Genomic DNA, 16,085 nt, shown 5'->3' with positions numbered 1-16,085 from the left:
CATTACTTTGGCATCATTCCCTCTAGCGAAGCGGCAAACACTTACTGAAGCAAGTTAAAATGAAGATAAAGCGGGGATAATTCTCCCCCGCTTCAGCTTAAAATTGACTTCACATATGCATTATTTCTCTAAAAGCTCTGCGCCCCAAGAATCTTTAATTTCGATTCCTAATTCGTCAGCTACTTTTTTATTCACTACTAATTTTAAATTTTGAGGATATTGAGCTGGCGTATCAGCAGCCGTAGCCTCACCTTTTAAAATTTTCACAGCCATTTGACCAGCCTCATAACCGATATCATAGTATTCAAAGCCGAATGCTGCTAAGCCACCACGTTCCACAGAATCAAGCTCTCCTACAATAAGTGGTAATTTATTTGCATTAGCAACATCAATGACAGATTCTAATGCAGAGACTACTGTATTATCTGTAATAATATAGAAAGCATCTACTTTACCAATTAATGATTCAGCCGCTTGTTTTACATCTGCTGAAGTTGCAGCTGAAGCCTCTTTTACTGCAAGACCTTGCTCAGCCATTACCTTTTTCACTTCTGTTACTTGTGCTACTGAATTTTGCTCACCAGCGTTGTAGACCATACCTACATTTTTAGCACCAAGTTCTTTTAAGAATGCTACTGTTTTAGAAATCGTTTCAGGATGTAAGTCAATCGTACCTGTTACATTTTTCCCTGGTTTCTCCATTGATTCAATTAATTGCGCACCAACTGCATCTGTTACTGAAGTAAAGATAATTGGCGTTTCACTAGTTGCAGTCGCTGCTGCTTGTGCAGAAGGTGTAGAGTTAGCAAAAATCAAATCTACGCCATCACTTACTAGGTTATTGGCAATTGTCGTATTCAGACTATTATCACCTTGTGCAATTTGTTGATTATATTCCACTTGTAAGCCAGAATCTTCAATCGCTTTTTTAAAGCCTTCCGTTGCAGCATTTAAAGATGGATGCTCAACAATTTGTGTAATCCCGATTTTATATGTTTTTTGATCTACACTACCGCTTTCACTTGCATTATTTTTTTCGTCGCCTTTTGAATCAGATGAACTAGAACCTCCGCTACCACAAGCAGCAAGCAGTAATACTAATCCAAATAATAGGAACGAAAGCTTTGTCATATTGCGCTTCACAATTAATCCCCCCGACTAATATCTCTATTATCTATCACACTTCACTCTAGCAAAGTGTGAATGTATCGCTATATTATCGTTATTATTGATATTCGTCAACAACATTATGAATGTTCTGACTTTTATATTTGACAAAATATTTTACTTTTTCGTACAATTTGGCGCTTTAAACCGCTAAACCGCTGCATTTCTAGCGTTATAATTCTTTTGTAATATAATAAAAAATTGTATGTCAATTTTTCGAAAGTTAAAGGTTGCTTCCCTAATCCAAAAGTCTATACGTGCATAAAAAGACCAGGTTTATAAAACCTGGTCTTAAAAATAAATTGGAATACTTCTTCTTTTTAAAATACTACTTATTAGGAACTTACAGATTCAATAGTAGCAAAAATTTGCGAGTACACATCTTGAATATTTTGTTTCTTTCCCAACGTATATCTCCATGTATGTTCTTTAATTTTCTCATCTGTTCCTAAATCGAGAAAGCCTGTAGCGAAATTAGCAGGGTCAACTTCGATAATATCATCATACTGAACACCTTCATTGACAAATGGTACGTGTACTTTAGATGATTGCATAAAAAATGTAGGAATTGTTAACGACCTATAAGCAGCTACATATTGGTTATCATCTGCTTCATGTAAAAATTCCTTCATAATCATAATGGCATCTAGCTCTTTAGATAGGAATTCTGTATTATATTTTAACTCCTCAAAAGTAATAACTTGAAAATCTATATTTTCTTCCCTTACTTCTGGAATCGCCCCAATTACCCCGATTTTTAAATCTCGTCCTTGATAAATACTAAATGTATTATCGCAGCCAACGACACAGATTAAAACCCCGATAAGCAAAGATGCAATTTTCTTCAAACGACATCCCTCCAGTTACGGATAAGATCATTTTACTTTATCCTATCTAATAACCTAACACATCCCGTTTTGTCCTTAAGATTGTTAACGCTGCATAATAATTACTAGTTGAGGCAACTGAATACGTAGCACTGAAAACCGTAGTGACCCCAACAGTTCCTGTATGAGTTGTCATTGTTGAATTATAAAAATTCCCATGCGTTGTATAAAAGAATCATGCTTTGCACCCCTTTTTCCTTTTCCAAATCACCTTATATTTCTAAAGTCATTTAAAGTTGGTGCTATAGCAAACAATATACTCGAGTTAATTTAATTTTATCTAACACAACACCGACATTTCAACCGACATTTTTTCTGTCGGTAGCCCAGTCCCTTACACTTAAAAATTGGTTTTTTATACCTGCACCAATAGATGCAATACTACGAATATTCAGGCTACACTTATTTTACACATACCTATTTACAAATCCGCATGAACACTGATATGATTGCATTTGCTCTACGTGGTTCGTAACCATCCCACGAAAAAAAACTAAGGAGAAATGAATATGAAAGTAAAGTTTTTAGCAGCAAGTGGTATTATTGCCGCGCTCTACATTGCTGTTACATTGTTAGTCGCACCATTCGGGTTTACAGAGGTGCAATTCCGTGTTTCAGAAATTTTTAATCATTTAGTTGCCTTTAATCCTCGCTTTGCTGTTGGGATTATTATGGGCGTCTTTATTTCTAACCTATTTTCACCACTCGGTGCTTACGATTTAGTTTTCGGCGTTGGTCAGACAATGATTACGCTCGGCCTATTGATTCTTATTTGTAAATTCGTTAAAAATACGTGGGCACGATTAATCATTAATACATTTTTATTTACGTGCACGATGTTTATTATCGCTTTCGAATTGAACTTAGCACTTGAATTGCCATTCTTCTGGACATGGCTCACATGCGCAGCAGGTGAATTTGTTGTAATGGCTATTGGTGCGCCGATTATGTATATGCTCAATAAGCGCTTAAACTTCAAAAACTTGATTTAACAGACGGGTCTTTATAGATTCGTCTTTTTTTATCCCTAAGTCCTAACATGCGAACCCATTTTCTTTCTCTTGACACTATTTTGAAAATACTTTAAAATTTTTCAATAATAAATGCTAAGAAGAAGAATAGTAGCGAGAGCTTATACTTTTAGAGAGCTGATGGCTGGTGCAAATCAGTAGTATATACTCGTGAATGGACTTTGGAGCAGCCTCAGTAATAGGAGGCCGAACTAACTCCCCGTTACAGGAGTACAGAAGCGCGCAATTTTGCGAATAAAGGTGGCACCACGGTTACTCGTCCTTTTATAGAGGGATTGAAGTGGCTTTTTTTTATGGAAAATTAGATTAGAGGAGTCGAGAGCAGATGAGTACAACAGTCGAGCAAAAAGGATATTTTGGTGAATTTGGAGGTAGCTTCGTTCCTGAAGAGCTTCAAAATGTTTTAAATATTTTAGATGAGAATTTCCAGAAATATAAGGATGATGCAGAATTTAATAATGAACTAGATTATTATTTCCGTGAATATATAGGCCGTAAATCGCCACTATACTTTGCTGAAAACTTAACAAAACAACTAGGTGGCGCTAAAATTTATTTAAAGCGTGAAGATCTAAATCATACTGGTTCTCATAAAATTAATAATGTACTAGGTCAAATATTACTTGCAAAACGCATGGGTGCTAATCGTGTAATAGCAGAAACAGGTGCAGGTCAACATGGTGTTGCCACAGCAACTGCTTGTGCAATGTTTGGCATGGATTGCACAGTTTACATGGGTCTCGAAGATACAAAGCGTCAAGCATTAAATGTCTTCCGTATGGAGCTACTCGGTGCTAAAGTCGTTGCGGTCGATAAAGGGCAAGGTCGTTTAAAAGATGCTGTGGATGAAGCATTCGCTGATTTAGTAGAAAACTATCAAACAACTTTCTATTTGTTAGGTTCTGCAGTGGGACCACACCCATTCCCTTCAATGGTGAAGCATTTCCAATCGGTTATTAGCCGAGAAAGTCGTGAACAAATTTTAGAAAAAGAAGGTAAGCTCCCAGCAGCCGTACTTGCTTGCGTAGGTGGAGGCAGCAATGCAATCGGTGCATTTGCAGAATATATCGCGGATGAGGGCGTTCGTTTAATCGGCATTGAGCCCGATAAAGCTGCGACATTAAACGAAGGTACACCAGGTGAATTACATGGTTTCAAATGCTTACTATTGCAAGATGCACAAGGTAATCCGCTACCAACGTATTCAATTGCAGCTGGTCTTGACTACCCTGGCGCAGGTCCTGAGCACAGTTATTTAAAAACAATTGGTCGCGGTGAATATGTAACAGTTACTAACGAAGAAGTACTTGAAGCATTCCAAGTGCTTTCTAAAGTTGAAGGTATCATTCCTGCACTAGAAAGCTCCCATGCTGTTGCACATGCATTAAAATTAGCACCCACTTTATCATCTGAAGAGAGTATTATTATTAATATTTCAGGTCGTGGCGATAAGGACGTTGAACAAGTATTCCATATGTTAAATAAATAAAATCCCTCAAGAACAGCACGAGCTTTTAAATTGAAGTCGTAGCTACACATAGGGAAATCCCAATAGTTGTTTCATACTGAAGGCATCGAGAAATCAATTCTCGATGCCTTTTATCATGTTATACAAGCGTACTTAATTTCGGATAAATTTCAGCCACATTGTCTCGTAATTTAGCTTTTAAGAACTTCCCGACAGACGTTTTTGGAATTTCATCTAAAAAGACAATATCCTCTGGCACCCACCATTTTGCAAATTGACTTTCTAAAAAGGCTAGTAATTCTTCACTCGTCGCTGACTTTCCTTCCTTTAAAACGACACACGCTAGCGGACGCTCCTGCCATTTGGCATGTGGGATTGCAATTACCGCTGCTTCAAAAATGGCATCATGTGTCATTAATGCATTTTCTAAATCTACAGAAGAAATCCATTCACCGCCAGATTTAATCAAATCTTTTGTACGGTCGGTAATTTTAATAAAACCATCTGCTGTACGGACCGCAATATCCCCTGTAAATAACCAACCATCCCGATAAGCGTCTTTCGTACGCTCATCACGATAATATTCATGTGAAATCCATGGACCACGTAGACGTAATTCCCCCATCGTCTCACCATCCCACGGTACTTCACCATGATCATTGACAATACTAGACTCAATACCAGCCATCGTCATACCTTGCATAGCACGTGCTTCAATACGTTTTTCAATCGGCCATTCATCCATCCATGACATATAATTCGATAATGCAACGATTGGTGTTGTCTCTGTCATCCCATAGACAACGATATATGGAATACCATATTTCTCTTCAAAAGTACTTATTAATCGTGTTGGTGAAGCTGAGCCACCACAGCAAATTGCTCGTAGCGAACTAATATCTCGTTCACGCTTCTCCTGTTCCTGTAATGCGCCAATCCAAATTGTCGGTACACCCGCCGTCAACGTCACTTTTTCTTGCTCCACTAAATCTAAAATTAAATCAGAAGTAAATTGTGGACCTGGCAGTACTTGTGTTGCACCAACATTGACACTGGCAAACGGTAATCCCCAAGCATTTGCATGGAACATCGGCACAATTGGCATCACAACATCACGCTCAGCAATCCCCATTGAATCGGACATACTAAGCATCATACTGTGTAATACTAAGCCACGATGGGAGTAAACAACCCCTTTTGGATTTCCCGTCGTTGCACTTGTATAACACATACCTGCGGGTGCTTCCTCATCTAAATCATCTGGAAATTCAAAGTTTTCATTCGCTGCTGCTAATAATTCCTCATAAGACAAGGCATTTGGTAATGTCGTCACTGGCAATGTCTCTTTGTCTGTCATAATAATATAATGTTTCACAGTCTTTAACTCGGAAGCAATAGTTTCAATGATAGGGACAAGGTCTTCATCTATCATTAAAATCTCATCTTCCGCATGGTTAATAATATAAATTAAATGTTCTTCCGATAACCGAATATTGACCATGTGCAATATAGCACCAGCACATGGCACAGCAAAATACGCCTCTAAGTGGCGATGCTGATTCCAAGCGAAGGAACCAATCTTCTTGCCCTTTTCCATCCCCAGCTTTGTAAGCGCATCTGCTAACCGACGTGTTCTTTTTGCCCATTCCCCATATGTTAAACGGTGAATTGTATGCGGGCTTGTACGTGACACGATGGTCTTTCTAGCAAAATAACTTTCTGCACGCTTAAAAAAGTTTGTTAATACTAACGGTGCTTGCATCATCAAACATCCATCCCTTCTTCTTGTGAATTCCCCCAAACTTTGTAGAATATTAACATCAATTTTAACAGAATAATATTAATATTCTGAATATGATTATATTAAAAAATTAATTACGATGCTATATATTCCAAAAATTTTCTTTCCCATCCTTACATTTTCTCTTCTATCCTTCTTTTCTAACACATTCAATAATGCATTTCCAAAACAAAAAAACAGGCAAAGAAAACAAAATTGTTTTCCCGCCTGTCTTAAAGTACAAACTTTCGATTTAATATATGTTTTTTATGAAATGGCTTTTTTTTGCAACTTAATTTTTAATTTCTCTAACATATCAATAGTCATTTTTGCTAAATCATATTCCGCTTTAAAGCCCCACTCATTTTTGGCTGCATCAGTATTGATAGAATTTGGCCAACTATCTGCAATCGCCTGACGCACTGGATCTACCTTATAATCCATACGGAATTGTGGCAAATGCTTTTTAATTTCAGCAGCGATTTGAGATGGTTCAAAACTCATTGCCGTAATATTAAATGCATTGCGGTGAATTAACTTGCTACTGTCCGCTTCCATTAAATCTACAATAGCTTGTAATGCATCGGGCATATACATCATATCCATGTAAGTACCTTCTTGAATATATGATGTATACTTTCCTTGCTGAATTGCTTCATAAAAGATTTCAACCGCATAGTCAGTTGTACCGCCTCCAGGAGGCGTTACATAAGAAATTAAACCTGGAAAACGCACCCCACGTGTATCAACGCCAAAACGATTAAAATAATAGTCACATAATAATTCACCAGCAACTTTGTTAACACCATACATAGTTGTTGGGCGCTGTAACGTATCTTGCGGTGTATCATCCTTAGGTGTTGATGGTCCAAATGCACCGATTGAACTTGGTGTGAAAAACTGTAAATTTAACTCACGAGAAACTTCTAACGCATTCATCAATCCACCCATATTTAAATTCCAAGCAAGTAATGGATTTCTTTCTGCTGTTGCAGATAATAATGCCGCCAAATGCATCATCGTATCCGCCCCAAAGTCCTTAGCTAAATCATGCATTCTTTGTCCATCTGTCACGTCCAGTACTTCGAACGGACCCTTTGTATGTTCAAGCTTTCGTATATCCGTCGCTAATACATTGTCCTCTCCATAAATACTACGAAGTTTTTCTGCTAGCTCAGAGCCAATTTGACCAAGAGCACCTGTAACCATAATCTTTTCCATTTCTCCAAACCTCCACATATGAACAATTGTACTCCTGAGAAGCACAATATTTTATACTAAAACATTGATTTAATAACACTTTTGATGAATTTTATTATAATGTGTTCATATTAAAAATACAACAACAATATGTGTAATTTTCTAAAAAAGAACATACAACACCTTGTTATCAGTATATGGTTTCACATTCAAAGTGTTCTACACCATCTATATAAAACACAATTGTATTTTCCACATGTACAATTATCTATTTTTTTACATAATAAAAGAACCTCTTTGCACTTAAAAAAGAGGTTCTTCATTTTTTAATTTGAATTTTATCATTAGATTGAAAAGCGTTTCACTGCGATTTGTAATACCTTTGAAACTTTTCTTAAATCTTTTATATAATTATGAAATTGTTGCTGTGCATTTAATTGATCTGTCGTCAACTTTGCCACATGTTTGGTCGAGGCAGCATTTGTATCTGAAAGAGATGTTAACATCACTGCATCTTCGTTTACCTTTTTCGTATGCTCTGCTATTTCTTGAACTGTCGACGATACCTCAACTATATAAGGCTGTATATTATTTACTTTCTCTAGTATTTGATCGAAACTTGTTGCTGTTTCTGCAGTTACTTTTACACCCTTTTCGGTAGCAATTAAAACACCTTCCATCATCTCTACAGCATAGTGAGAATCTGTATGAATGTTTTGTACAATTGACGTAATGGTATTTGTTGAATGAACGGTTTGTTCCGCAAGCTTGCGTACTTCATTTGCAACGACCGCAAATCCCTGCCCATGCGTGCCCGCTCTAGCGGCTTCGATGGATGCATTCAAAGCAAGTAAATTTGTTTGTGCAGTTATTTTTTCAATAACTTCAACCATTTGGTCAATTGTAGCGGCACGTTCAACTAAATTAAAAATAGCTGTATTTGATTTTTCTACCGCTAGTTTAATCGCTTGAATTTGCGTTAAGTTTGCCTGTACAATTTCTGTACCACTCTCTGCTTCGTGAGCAGTATCGTGTGCAAAGCTCTCTACAAGATTCACCTTTTCTAATATAACTTGCACACCATTCAGTACTTCTTCTAATGAAGCTGAATTGGACGCTAATTTTGTAGTTGAAGCAGTAGTCAACTCGGCAATATTTTGCACATCCTTTGCAATTTTAAGCGTAGTTGTAGAAGATTGCTCAGAGGATTGTTGCAAATTCTCCGTCATCACTTCTACCTCTTGCGCACTATTTGTCACCGTATGTAGTAATTGTTTTACTTCTGTTGCCATCTGATTATAGGACAGGACAACTTCTCCAAGCTCATCATGCGCCACGTAACTCGCATTGGCTGTAAAATCTCCCTGCTCAGCACGTTTTAATAAAGATTTTAATTGACGTGTCGGAACATTCACTGCTTTTGTTGCAATCAAACCAATGAAAATAACTAATAGTACAACAAACATACAAACACTACCTAATAACCAATAACCAAATTGTACATCCTTTTGGTACGCTTGCTGCTGTTCCTCTGCTCTTTGAACTAAGTAGCTCTGGGTTTCTTCTAATAATGCATGAATTTGTTGGCTAACAGGTAAATAGGTTTGCTCATAAAATTGCTGACGCTCTTGCAAATTTAACTGCTCATAGCTTTCAACTAAATCTACCTGCTGGGCGAATATCGTATTATACTTCTTTACTTGATGATTCATCTTTTTATCAATCGTTAATTTTTCTAAATGACCTACAGGCTGTTCAATATTAGTTAGAATACCCGTCATCTCTTGGTAATCACCATTGGAATCCACTAAGAAATCCAATTGTCGTTGCGCTTCTTCTAGTTCATTTAGCCAACCAATCGGTACAAGCCCCTCTGTATAACTCTCGCTTGCATGCCAGGACATTTTCCGTAAATAATCTACACTAAATATACCTATTAGGATATTTGATAGTACACATACAACCATGAGTACAAGCAGCTTATCTTTTACCTTAATATAACGAAAAAAATGCATCATCTTCGGCTCCTTCTCCAACTCTTACCATTAATCATAGTATGGAGATATAAAGCCAGTGTTATGTTTTTGTAAAATTTTCTAGAAAACTGAAGAAATGATCATATGCTTCACGGAACCTTCTTTAATTCCATTCGTTCCCTATTACTAGTTGGTTTTTCCAAAAACGAAAGGAGGTGAAACTGTTGCAGCTAAAAAAATTGGATAATAGTTTAGCAATCAGTCTATTGTTGCTCGGTATTATTAGTTGCCTTTTCGTTCATTCTAGCAGTATCGCATTTGAACAATATGCAAGCTTGTTTATTGTAAAGCAATTTATCTATTATAGCCTTGGATTTTTAATTATGTATGGCGTCGCAACACTTGATATTGAACAGCTTAAAAGAATAGGATGGCCATTTTATTGGTTTATGGTAGTCCTCACTTTTGGCTTATTTATTGCTCCTGAAAGCATCGCACGAACAATCAATGAAGCGAAATCTTGGTATCAAGTACCACTTTTAGGATCATTTCAGCCATCAGAGTTTTTAAAGTTTGCATTTTTAATTGTTGTGAGTAAAGTCATTGTTGCCCATCGAGCAAAATATGTACAGCCATCCTTCCTATCAGATATGCGCCTACTAATTACGATTGGCATTATTACTCTTCCACCGACACTTGCTGTCTATAAGCAACCTGATACAGGCATGGTTATGCTATACATGGCGATGATTATACCGATGATATACTTCTCAGGCATTCAAACTAAATTACTCGTAATCTTTACAGCCATCCCAGTGTCAATTGTGACTGTTATCGCTACTCTTTATATAAAGTTTAATGATTTTTTTACCGAGAAGCTATTAAGTAAATTATCAGGGCATCAGGTTTCTCGTATTTATGGGTGGCTACAGCCTTATGAATATACGGATTCATCTTTTCAGACTAGACAAGGCTTTATGGCTATAGGTTCAGGTGAGTTCATAGGGAAAGGCTATTTGCAAAATAATGTCTATGTTCCAGAAAAGCATACCGACTTTATTTTTTCTGCTATCGCAGAAGAAGTAGGATTTGTTGGTGGGGCTTTTGTTATTGCACTATTATTTTTTGTTATTTACCGTATTGTCCTAATTACAGTACAAGCAAAGGATCCATTTATGACACTAATGGGCGCGGGTATCTCCAGTTTATTAGCATTTCAAATTACGCAAAATATTGGTATGACGATAGGACTTTTACCTGTAACAGGCGTAACATTACCGTTTTTAAGCTACGGTGGAAGTTCACTACTTTCAAATTTCATGTTAATGGGGATCGTCATGATTATCCATAACTCTTATAAGGGATATATGTTTAAAGCAGGGGACTAACAAAATGCAAGTAGAGATACGTACATGCCATCTCTACTTGCTAGGTTAAAGGGGGATTAATTAGTTAAAAACTCTTTCATACTTACATTAAATTGATCGATAAATATCTTTGCTTCATTACGAGGTAATTTTAATGCAGCTAAAGCTGCACCACCAACTGGTAAGCTATAAGCACCCATGAAGTCATACTGATTACGATTCTTTTTATCAATAGCTTCTAATTTTTCAATAAATAGCCCCAACTCATTAAAAACTCCACCAGCCAGCACTACTTTAACACGTTTCTCTGCAAACGGATTTTTTTTGTAACAAGCTTCTACACTTTGATAAAAAACATGGCATACCTGATTAATGATTGTATTGGCTTCTGCATCCCCGCGTTTAGCGCATGCGATTGCTACCTTACTTAAGGGAGATATTATGTCACGCGGATGTCCTTCACCATACACCACTTCGATTATTTGCGGAACAGATTGTAATTGAAAATATTCTAATACCGCTGCTGTTAGGAGCGTTTTAGAACCTCTTTTATCAAATGCCTTAAATACCGCTTTTAATGTGCGAATACCAATATCATAGCCACTGCCCTCATCATCAAAAATATAACCCCAGCCTGCTGTACGCTCAATTTTTCCAAACGAATCTATACTGAGTGTAATCGCACCTGTACCAGATATTTGTACAATGCCAGGCTGACCTAATGTACCCGCATACAGCGCATTCAAGCCATCATTCGATAGTGCTAGTTGACAGTCTCTAGGTAAAAGCGAGGTTAATAATGCATGAGTAATTTTCTCATTATTATTTTCTGTTACACCAGATAATCCTGCATGGCATTTTGTAATGTGTTGAAATTCGTGAGGTCGTTGTCTTTTTAAATCATTTATGAGTTCTGTTATCGTCTCAGTAAATTGCTCTAAGCTCATCGATGTAGGGTTACTTTTGCCCGTTTCAGCTAGCGCCATCATTTGGCCACGATATGTTGAGATTGTTGCTATTGTTTTTGTTCCACCACCGTCAATTGCCAAAACATACAAGTGCCTTCACCTCTATACAATTTTAATTGTCGAAACAATTTCCCCTACCTCAACTCCTGTGTCATTACGCACAAATGAAGGAGACAATGCTTTAATACGCTCAATTGTTTCCTGATTTGTATACTGAATTTGTTCCAATATAGAAGCAATTACATTCGGCCACGGACTTTCTGAGCCATTCATAATTTTCAAGGCAAAACTTAACCCTTCTTTCCTTAGAGCAAAACAGTATACCCCCTGTGCCCCGCCCTTTGCCACAATATTAGGGTCCTGTAATAATGCCGTACAAATAAAGTTTTGAGATGCAATGATACGATTCTCTTGATTCATTACTCCAGTAAGCTTTATTACTGCTTCACGAATTAGTTGATCATCAATTAATTCTGGTCGTGCTAGCTTTAAATAGGCTATTGCCATATTTTTTAGCGGAATCGCAAAGACTGGTGCACCACAACCATCAATCCCTGTACGAATTCTCTCCACATCATATTCACTTAAATAAGCAATGTATTTTTTTATCATCTGCTGCAGTGGATGATCTGGATCGCAATATTGCTTAACGTCAAAGCCATTTGCTAAACAGGCAGTTAAAAATCCTAAATGCTTGCCCGCACAATTATGAAATAGTTTCCTCTTTTCAAATCCCTGTTGAATATACTGTGTTTTAGGTTCCTCATTTAATGGATAGGATGCAGCACAAATTAACTCATTTTCATCAATAGGTATTTTTCCTAATAAAGAGATTAACGCCTCTTGATGATAAATTTCACCTCTTTGTGAAGCCAGAAATAATGCACTTTCTGTTGCAGTAATGCCGTACTTTTCTATAAAATCGGTCATAAAAATAGGAATAGCTTGAAATGGTTTTGCTGCAGAACGAAAATACACAGGCTCATAATCTTGACCTACAGAAATAAATTCTTCCTTCGTCAGATTCACAGCACTCATTTGTCCATAATGCACATTTTCCATTAATCCTGAACGATACTCCTTTAAAAATTCTGAGTAAGCCATGAATAATCAACCTTTCTTTAAACAGAAAGCAACTGCTTTTGTGCTTGTAATGCCGCTCCTTTTACAACCCCTTCTTTTAGTTGATTTGAAAACTGCAAATCAAAGTAGGGCTGTAATTCTTTCCATATATATTGTTTACACTTTTCACTTAGTAGTTTTTGAAATGTTGCATTGTGTTCAATCATTTCCCCACTGACTATGACAGCCTCTGGTTCATATAAGCAAACTAGATTATTGATGGCAATAGCTAGAAAAGTAGCTACATCTTGTTGAATATCGATTGCCCATGGCTCACCTTGATCAACACAATGCAAAATTTCTTCCATTGATTGAATATTAAGATTTTTAGGTGTTCTTTTTAACAACGTATTTTCAGAAACATACATGGATAAGCACCCTCTTTTACCACAGTGACACATTTCACCAAAGGGATTAATCGTTATATGGCTTATTTCTCCAGCTTTATTTTGAATGCCACGATAGACCTCTCCATTTAATAATATAGATGCTCCTATTCCTGTTCCAATTCCGACTAAAATACAATTTGAATACAGCGGCGTATAGATATTACCAATTTCAGAAATAATTTGCATTTTTAATTCATTATCTATGATGACTTCACAACCAAAAACACCATTTAAATCTTCTCTTATGTGGCAGTTTTCCCACTTCAATTGCTCAGAAGAAACGATAATTCCTTCCTCGTTATTGATAACTCCTGGAATTCCTATCCCAATGCCTAGTAATTTATCTTGGGCAATCTGATATTCAGTCATTATATTATTTATAGACTGTTTCAGTAGATGTATAGCTTCTTCATATTGATGTCTGATGCTACATTTGACTTCCTGAAAGGCGATAAGCTTCCCTAAGAAATCTAATATACCTATCCGTATAGTAAAGCAATCAATTTCTATCCCAATCGTATATAAAGCATCTTCACGCATATGAATTAACGTAGGACGTCGACCAATAGCTGTTTCTTCCGAAATCCCTTCCAGAATAAAGCCTTCCGCTTCTAGTTCCTGCACAATACGAGTAATGGTCGTAGGGCTCATTTTTGTATATTTAGATAATTGAATTCTTGAAATTGGTGCCATCTGTCTTATTGCGTCAAGCACAATATATTTATTTTGCCTTCGCATTTGTACTTGATCTTGCTTTTTCAAATTAAATTCAACCCCTATTTAAACTTTTCTATGAATAGTACAGCTTCTTTGATGTCTTTTTCGGGATTTAATCTCACTTCTCGTTCAATAGTTAAATAGCCATTGTATCCGATTTCCTGTAAAGCTGAAAAATAAAGCTCGAAATTGACATCTCCTTGACCTAATGGAAGTTCCCTAAAGAAATCCCCATTTTCCACCATTTCTTCTATTTTATCATGAGATGTTCCAGAATCGTATCCTAAGTAGCCATACACATCTTTTGGATTCGTTTGCTGTAATTGAATGCCATCCTTCACATGCGTATGTACGATATAATCCTTTAAAAGCTTAACGCCAGCTATAGGGTCATCATTTGTTACCATTACCATATTGGCAGGATCAAAATTAACCGATACACCATTTGTTGATAGTTTATCTAAAAATCGCTTTAATGTATGACTCATTTCTGGACCTGTTTCAATTGCAAAGTAAGCATCTAAAGATGTAGCATATTGACCTAATTCTTCACAGGCTTCCAGCATCGTTTGATAAATTGGATCATTTTCATCTTCAGGAATGATTCCTATATGAGTTGTCACAATCGATGTGCCCAGATCTTTTGCTAATTGCATAATTTCTTTCGATTTTTTTATTTTCCAGGCATTTTCTGTTTTATCTTGAAAGCCATGTCCTCCTAAATCACCACATAATGCGGAGATTTCTAGACCTAACGCTAAAATGTACTGCTTCAATTCTGCTCTTTGTGTAGCATTTAAATTATCTGGGTCCAAGTCACCTGACACAGCATACATTTGTACCCCTTGTGCCCCAACCTCTTTCGCCTTTAATAAGCCTTCACGAATAGGCAAACGAAAACTGTCTACTATCACACCAATTTTATTGTCCAATTTCACCATCTTAATAAACCACTTCCTTTCCTTCATTTGCAGAAATATAAATACCTTCTAAGATTTTCATAATTTCTACCCCATCCTCAACTGGTGCCACTGAATCATATTGATGGAGGCAACAATCAACAAATGCATCAATTTCATTTTGAAAGGCTTTCGCAAAATCAAAGGTTAAATCGTTAATTTGAGGATGAATATTTAAAATCGTATTATGCTCTTCACTCACAATTTTTAATTCTGGTTCTAGCTCCGCTCCACCGTTCGTGCCATATAGCTTAATGCTTATTTCATCTTTTATGGCATGTAATGTATAAGAAACATCCACCATTAACGACGCGCCATTGTCAAAGGTAATAAGGGCATTTGCTAAGTCTTCTACTGTATTTTTAGTAGCATCATAGTCTGCCGCCTTATAAAAGGATAAATTTTCAACATGATTTCGATTTCCTAATTGATTGTAAGTATGACCTGTTATCCGTTTCACCTTTGGTCTGCCCATTAAATACCAGCAAATATCAATGACATGTACACCTAAATCAATTATAGGACCGCCACCAGACTTCTCGATTTCTGCAAACCAGCCTCCTGGATTTCCTAATCTTCTAAGACAGGACGCTTTCGCATAATAAATATCGCCTAGTTTGTTATCGTCGATGAAGCTTTTCAGCACTTTGGTATTTGTGGCAAAGCGTCTTACATAACCTACTTGAAATACTTTCTGATGCTGTTCGGCAACTTTTTGAATGTTTAAAGCTTCCGCATAAGTCATCGATAAAGGCTTTTCAATCAGCACATGTAAGTCATTTTCCAATGCAAGAATGGCGAATTCGGCATGCGTATTATTCCATGTACAAATACTGACAGCGTCTATATTTTTGTCTGCAAACAGCTCTTCTTTTGAAGAAAAAACGTGGCTTGCTCCAAATTGAGCTGCCTTTGCTTTACCGCGCTCAATGGAGGCATCATACACCCCATATAACTCGACCGCTGGATTTTTCATATAGGAACCTAAATGATAATCGGAAATAGACCCTGTACCGATTACACAAACTTTTAATTTATTCATGTTCTTTCCTCC

At 36.8% G+C, this 16,085-nt stretch carries 13 protein-coding genes, 1 riboswitch and 1 other annotated feature; of the genes, 3 read left to right on the top strand and 10 right to left on the bottom strand.

Going from position 1 to position 16,085, the window contains the following annotated elements:
- Positions 1-120: 120 nt before the first annotated feature.
- Together ACIQ1H_RS15000 and ACIQ1H_RS14995 are read right to left on the bottom strand one after the other, a co-directional pair.
- Positions 121-1,143 carry an ABC transporter substrate-binding protein gene (locus tag ACIQ1H_RS15000; protein WP_173478671.1) on the bottom strand — a complete coding sequence of 341 codons (1,023 nt, stop codon included), beginning with the start codon at positions 1,141-1,143 and terminating at the stop codon, positions 121-123.
- Between the two features lie 359 nt (positions 1,144-1,502).
- A complete protein-coding gene (locus ACIQ1H_RS14995; protein ID WP_402889795.1) occupies positions 1,503-2,015 on the bottom strand; it encodes a hypothetical protein in 513 nt (170 codons plus the stop codon).
- Positions 2,016-2,512: 497 nt separating this feature from the next.
- Positions 2,513-2,557, top strand: a riboswitch (PreQ1 riboswitch).
- Between the two features lie 6 nt (positions 2,558-2,563).
- Here ACIQ1H_RS14995 and ACIQ1H_RS14990 point away from each other — a divergent pair.
- Both ACIQ1H_RS14990 and trpB read left to right on the top strand, forming a co-directional pair.
- Positions 2,564-3,046, top strand: coding sequence for a QueT transporter family protein (locus ACIQ1H_RS14990; protein ID WP_173478673.1), 483 nt, complete (start codon positions 2,564-2,566; stop codon positions 3,044-3,046).
- A gap of 107 nt (positions 3,047-3,153) precedes the next feature.
- Positions 3,154-3,352 (top strand) — a binding site (T-box leader).
- 58 nt (positions 3,353-3,410) lie between these two features.
- Positions 3,411-4,574 (top strand): tryptophan synthase subunit beta, encoded by a 1,164-nt coding sequence (gene trpB / locus ACIQ1H_RS14985; protein WP_402889793.1) that lies wholly within the window; start codon positions 3,411-3,413, stop codon positions 4,572-4,574.
- 118 nt (positions 4,575-4,692) lie between these two features.
- Here the strand turns inward: trpB and ACIQ1H_RS14980 are convergent, their stop codons facing one another.
- The 3 genes from ACIQ1H_RS14980 to ACIQ1H_RS14970 form a co-directional block, all read right to left on the bottom strand.
- Positions 4,693-6,318, bottom strand: a complete 1,626-nt coding sequence (locus ACIQ1H_RS14980) for a long-chain fatty acid--CoA ligase (protein WP_402889791.1) — start codon at positions 6,316-6,318, stop codon at positions 4,693-4,695.
- Positions 6,319-6,600: 282 nt separating this feature from the next.
- Positions 6,601-7,554: an L-threonine 3-dehydrogenase gene (locus ACIQ1H_RS14975; RefSeq protein ID WP_402889789.1), complete on the bottom strand. Its 954-nt coding sequence runs from the start codon at positions 7,552-7,554 to the stop codon at positions 6,601-6,603.
- A 323-nt stretch (positions 7,555-7,877) separates the two neighbouring features.
- Positions 7,878-9,551, bottom strand: a complete 1,674-nt coding sequence (locus ACIQ1H_RS14970) for a methyl-accepting chemotaxis protein (protein WP_402889788.1) — start codon at positions 9,549-9,551, stop codon at positions 7,878-7,880.
- A 173-nt stretch (positions 9,552-9,724) separates the two neighbouring features.
- Between ACIQ1H_RS14970 and ACIQ1H_RS14965 the strand changes: the two genes are divergently transcribed.
- A complete protein-coding gene (locus tag ACIQ1H_RS14965; RefSeq protein WP_402889786.1) occupies positions 9,725-10,897 on the top strand; it encodes an FtsW/RodA/SpoVE family cell cycle protein in 1,173 nt (390 codons plus the stop codon).
- Between the two features lie 56 nt (positions 10,898-10,953).
- Here the strand turns inward: ACIQ1H_RS14965 and ACIQ1H_RS14960 are convergent, their stop codons facing one another.
- The 5 genes from ACIQ1H_RS14960 to ACIQ1H_RS14940 are packed head-to-tail and all read right to left on the bottom strand — an operon-like array spanning position 10,954 to position 16,073.
- The gene (locus ACIQ1H_RS14960) at positions 10,954-11,934 is read right to left on the bottom strand and encodes an N-acetylglucosamine kinase (protein ID WP_402889784.1); all 981 of its coding nucleotides are present in this window, start codon (positions 11,932-11,934) and stop codon (positions 10,954-10,956) included.
- 12 nt (positions 11,935-11,946) lie between these two features.
- The gene (locus ACIQ1H_RS14955) at positions 11,947-12,948 is read right to left on the bottom strand and encodes an asparaginase (RefSeq protein ID WP_402889782.1); all 1,002 of its coding nucleotides are present in this window, start codon (positions 12,946-12,948) and stop codon (positions 11,947-11,949) included.
- A gap of 17 nt (positions 12,949-12,965) precedes the next feature.
- Complete coding sequence (locus ACIQ1H_RS14950) at positions 12,966-14,117, bottom strand: ROK family transcriptional regulator (protein WP_337982135.1); 1,152 nt, start codon at positions 14,115-14,117, stop codon at positions 12,966-12,968.
- Positions 14,118-14,131: 14 nt separating this feature from the next.
- Positions 14,132-15,013: a sugar phosphate isomerase/epimerase family protein gene (locus tag ACIQ1H_RS14945; protein ID WP_402889781.1), complete on the bottom strand. Its 882-nt coding sequence runs from the start codon at positions 15,011-15,013 to the stop codon at positions 14,132-14,134.
- Position 15,014: 1 nt separating this feature from the next.
- A complete protein-coding gene (locus ACIQ1H_RS14940) occupies positions 15,015-16,073 on the bottom strand; it encodes a Gfo/Idh/MocA family protein (protein ID WP_402889780.1) in 1,059 nt (352 codons plus the stop codon).
- Positions 16,074-16,085: the final 12 nt, after the last annotated feature.

It is taken from the genome of Lysinibacillus sp. NPDC097279 (assembly GCF_044761745.1).
Classification (GTDB): domain Bacteria; phylum Bacillota; class Bacilli; order Bacillales_A; family Planococcaceae; genus Lysinibacillus.
Note: the sequence above shows the minus strand (reverse complement) of the source record. Positions and strands in the feature narration are given on the sequence as shown.

What these genes read in the sequence shown, in the direction of transcription:
- ACIQ1H_RS14990 (WP_173478673.1), top strand. Translation starts at nt 2,564, where the DNA reads ATGAAAGTAAAGTTTTTAGCAGCAAGTGGTATTATTGCCGCGCTCTAC.
- trpB (WP_402889793.1), top strand. Translation starts at nt 3,411, where the DNA reads ATGAGTACAACAGTCGAGCAAAAAGGATATTTTGGTGAATTTGGAGGT.
- ACIQ1H_RS14980 (WP_402889791.1), bottom strand. Translation starts at nt 6,318, where the DNA reads ATGATGCAAGCACCGTTAGTATTAACAAACTTTTTTAAGCGTGCAGAA.
- ACIQ1H_RS14975 (WP_402889789.1), bottom strand. Translation starts at nt 7,554, where the DNA reads ATGGAAAAGATTATGGTTACAGGTGCTCTTGGTCAAATTGGCTCTGAG.
- ACIQ1H_RS14970 (WP_402889788.1), bottom strand. Translation starts at nt 9,551, where the DNA reads ATGATGCATTTTTTTCGTTATATTAAGGTAAAAGATAAGCTGCTTGTA.
- ACIQ1H_RS14955 (WP_402889782.1), bottom strand. Translation starts at nt 12,948, where the DNA reads ATGGCTTACTCAGAATTTTTAAAGGAGTATCGTTCAGGATTAATGGAA.
- ACIQ1H_RS14945 (WP_402889781.1), bottom strand. Translation starts at nt 15,013, where the DNA reads ATGGTGAAATTGGACAATAAAATTGGTGTGATAGTAGACAGTTTTCGT.
- ACIQ1H_RS14940 (WP_402889780.1), bottom strand. Translation starts at nt 16,073, where the DNA reads ATGAATAAATTAAAAGTTTGTGTAATCGGTACAGGGTCTATTTCCGAT.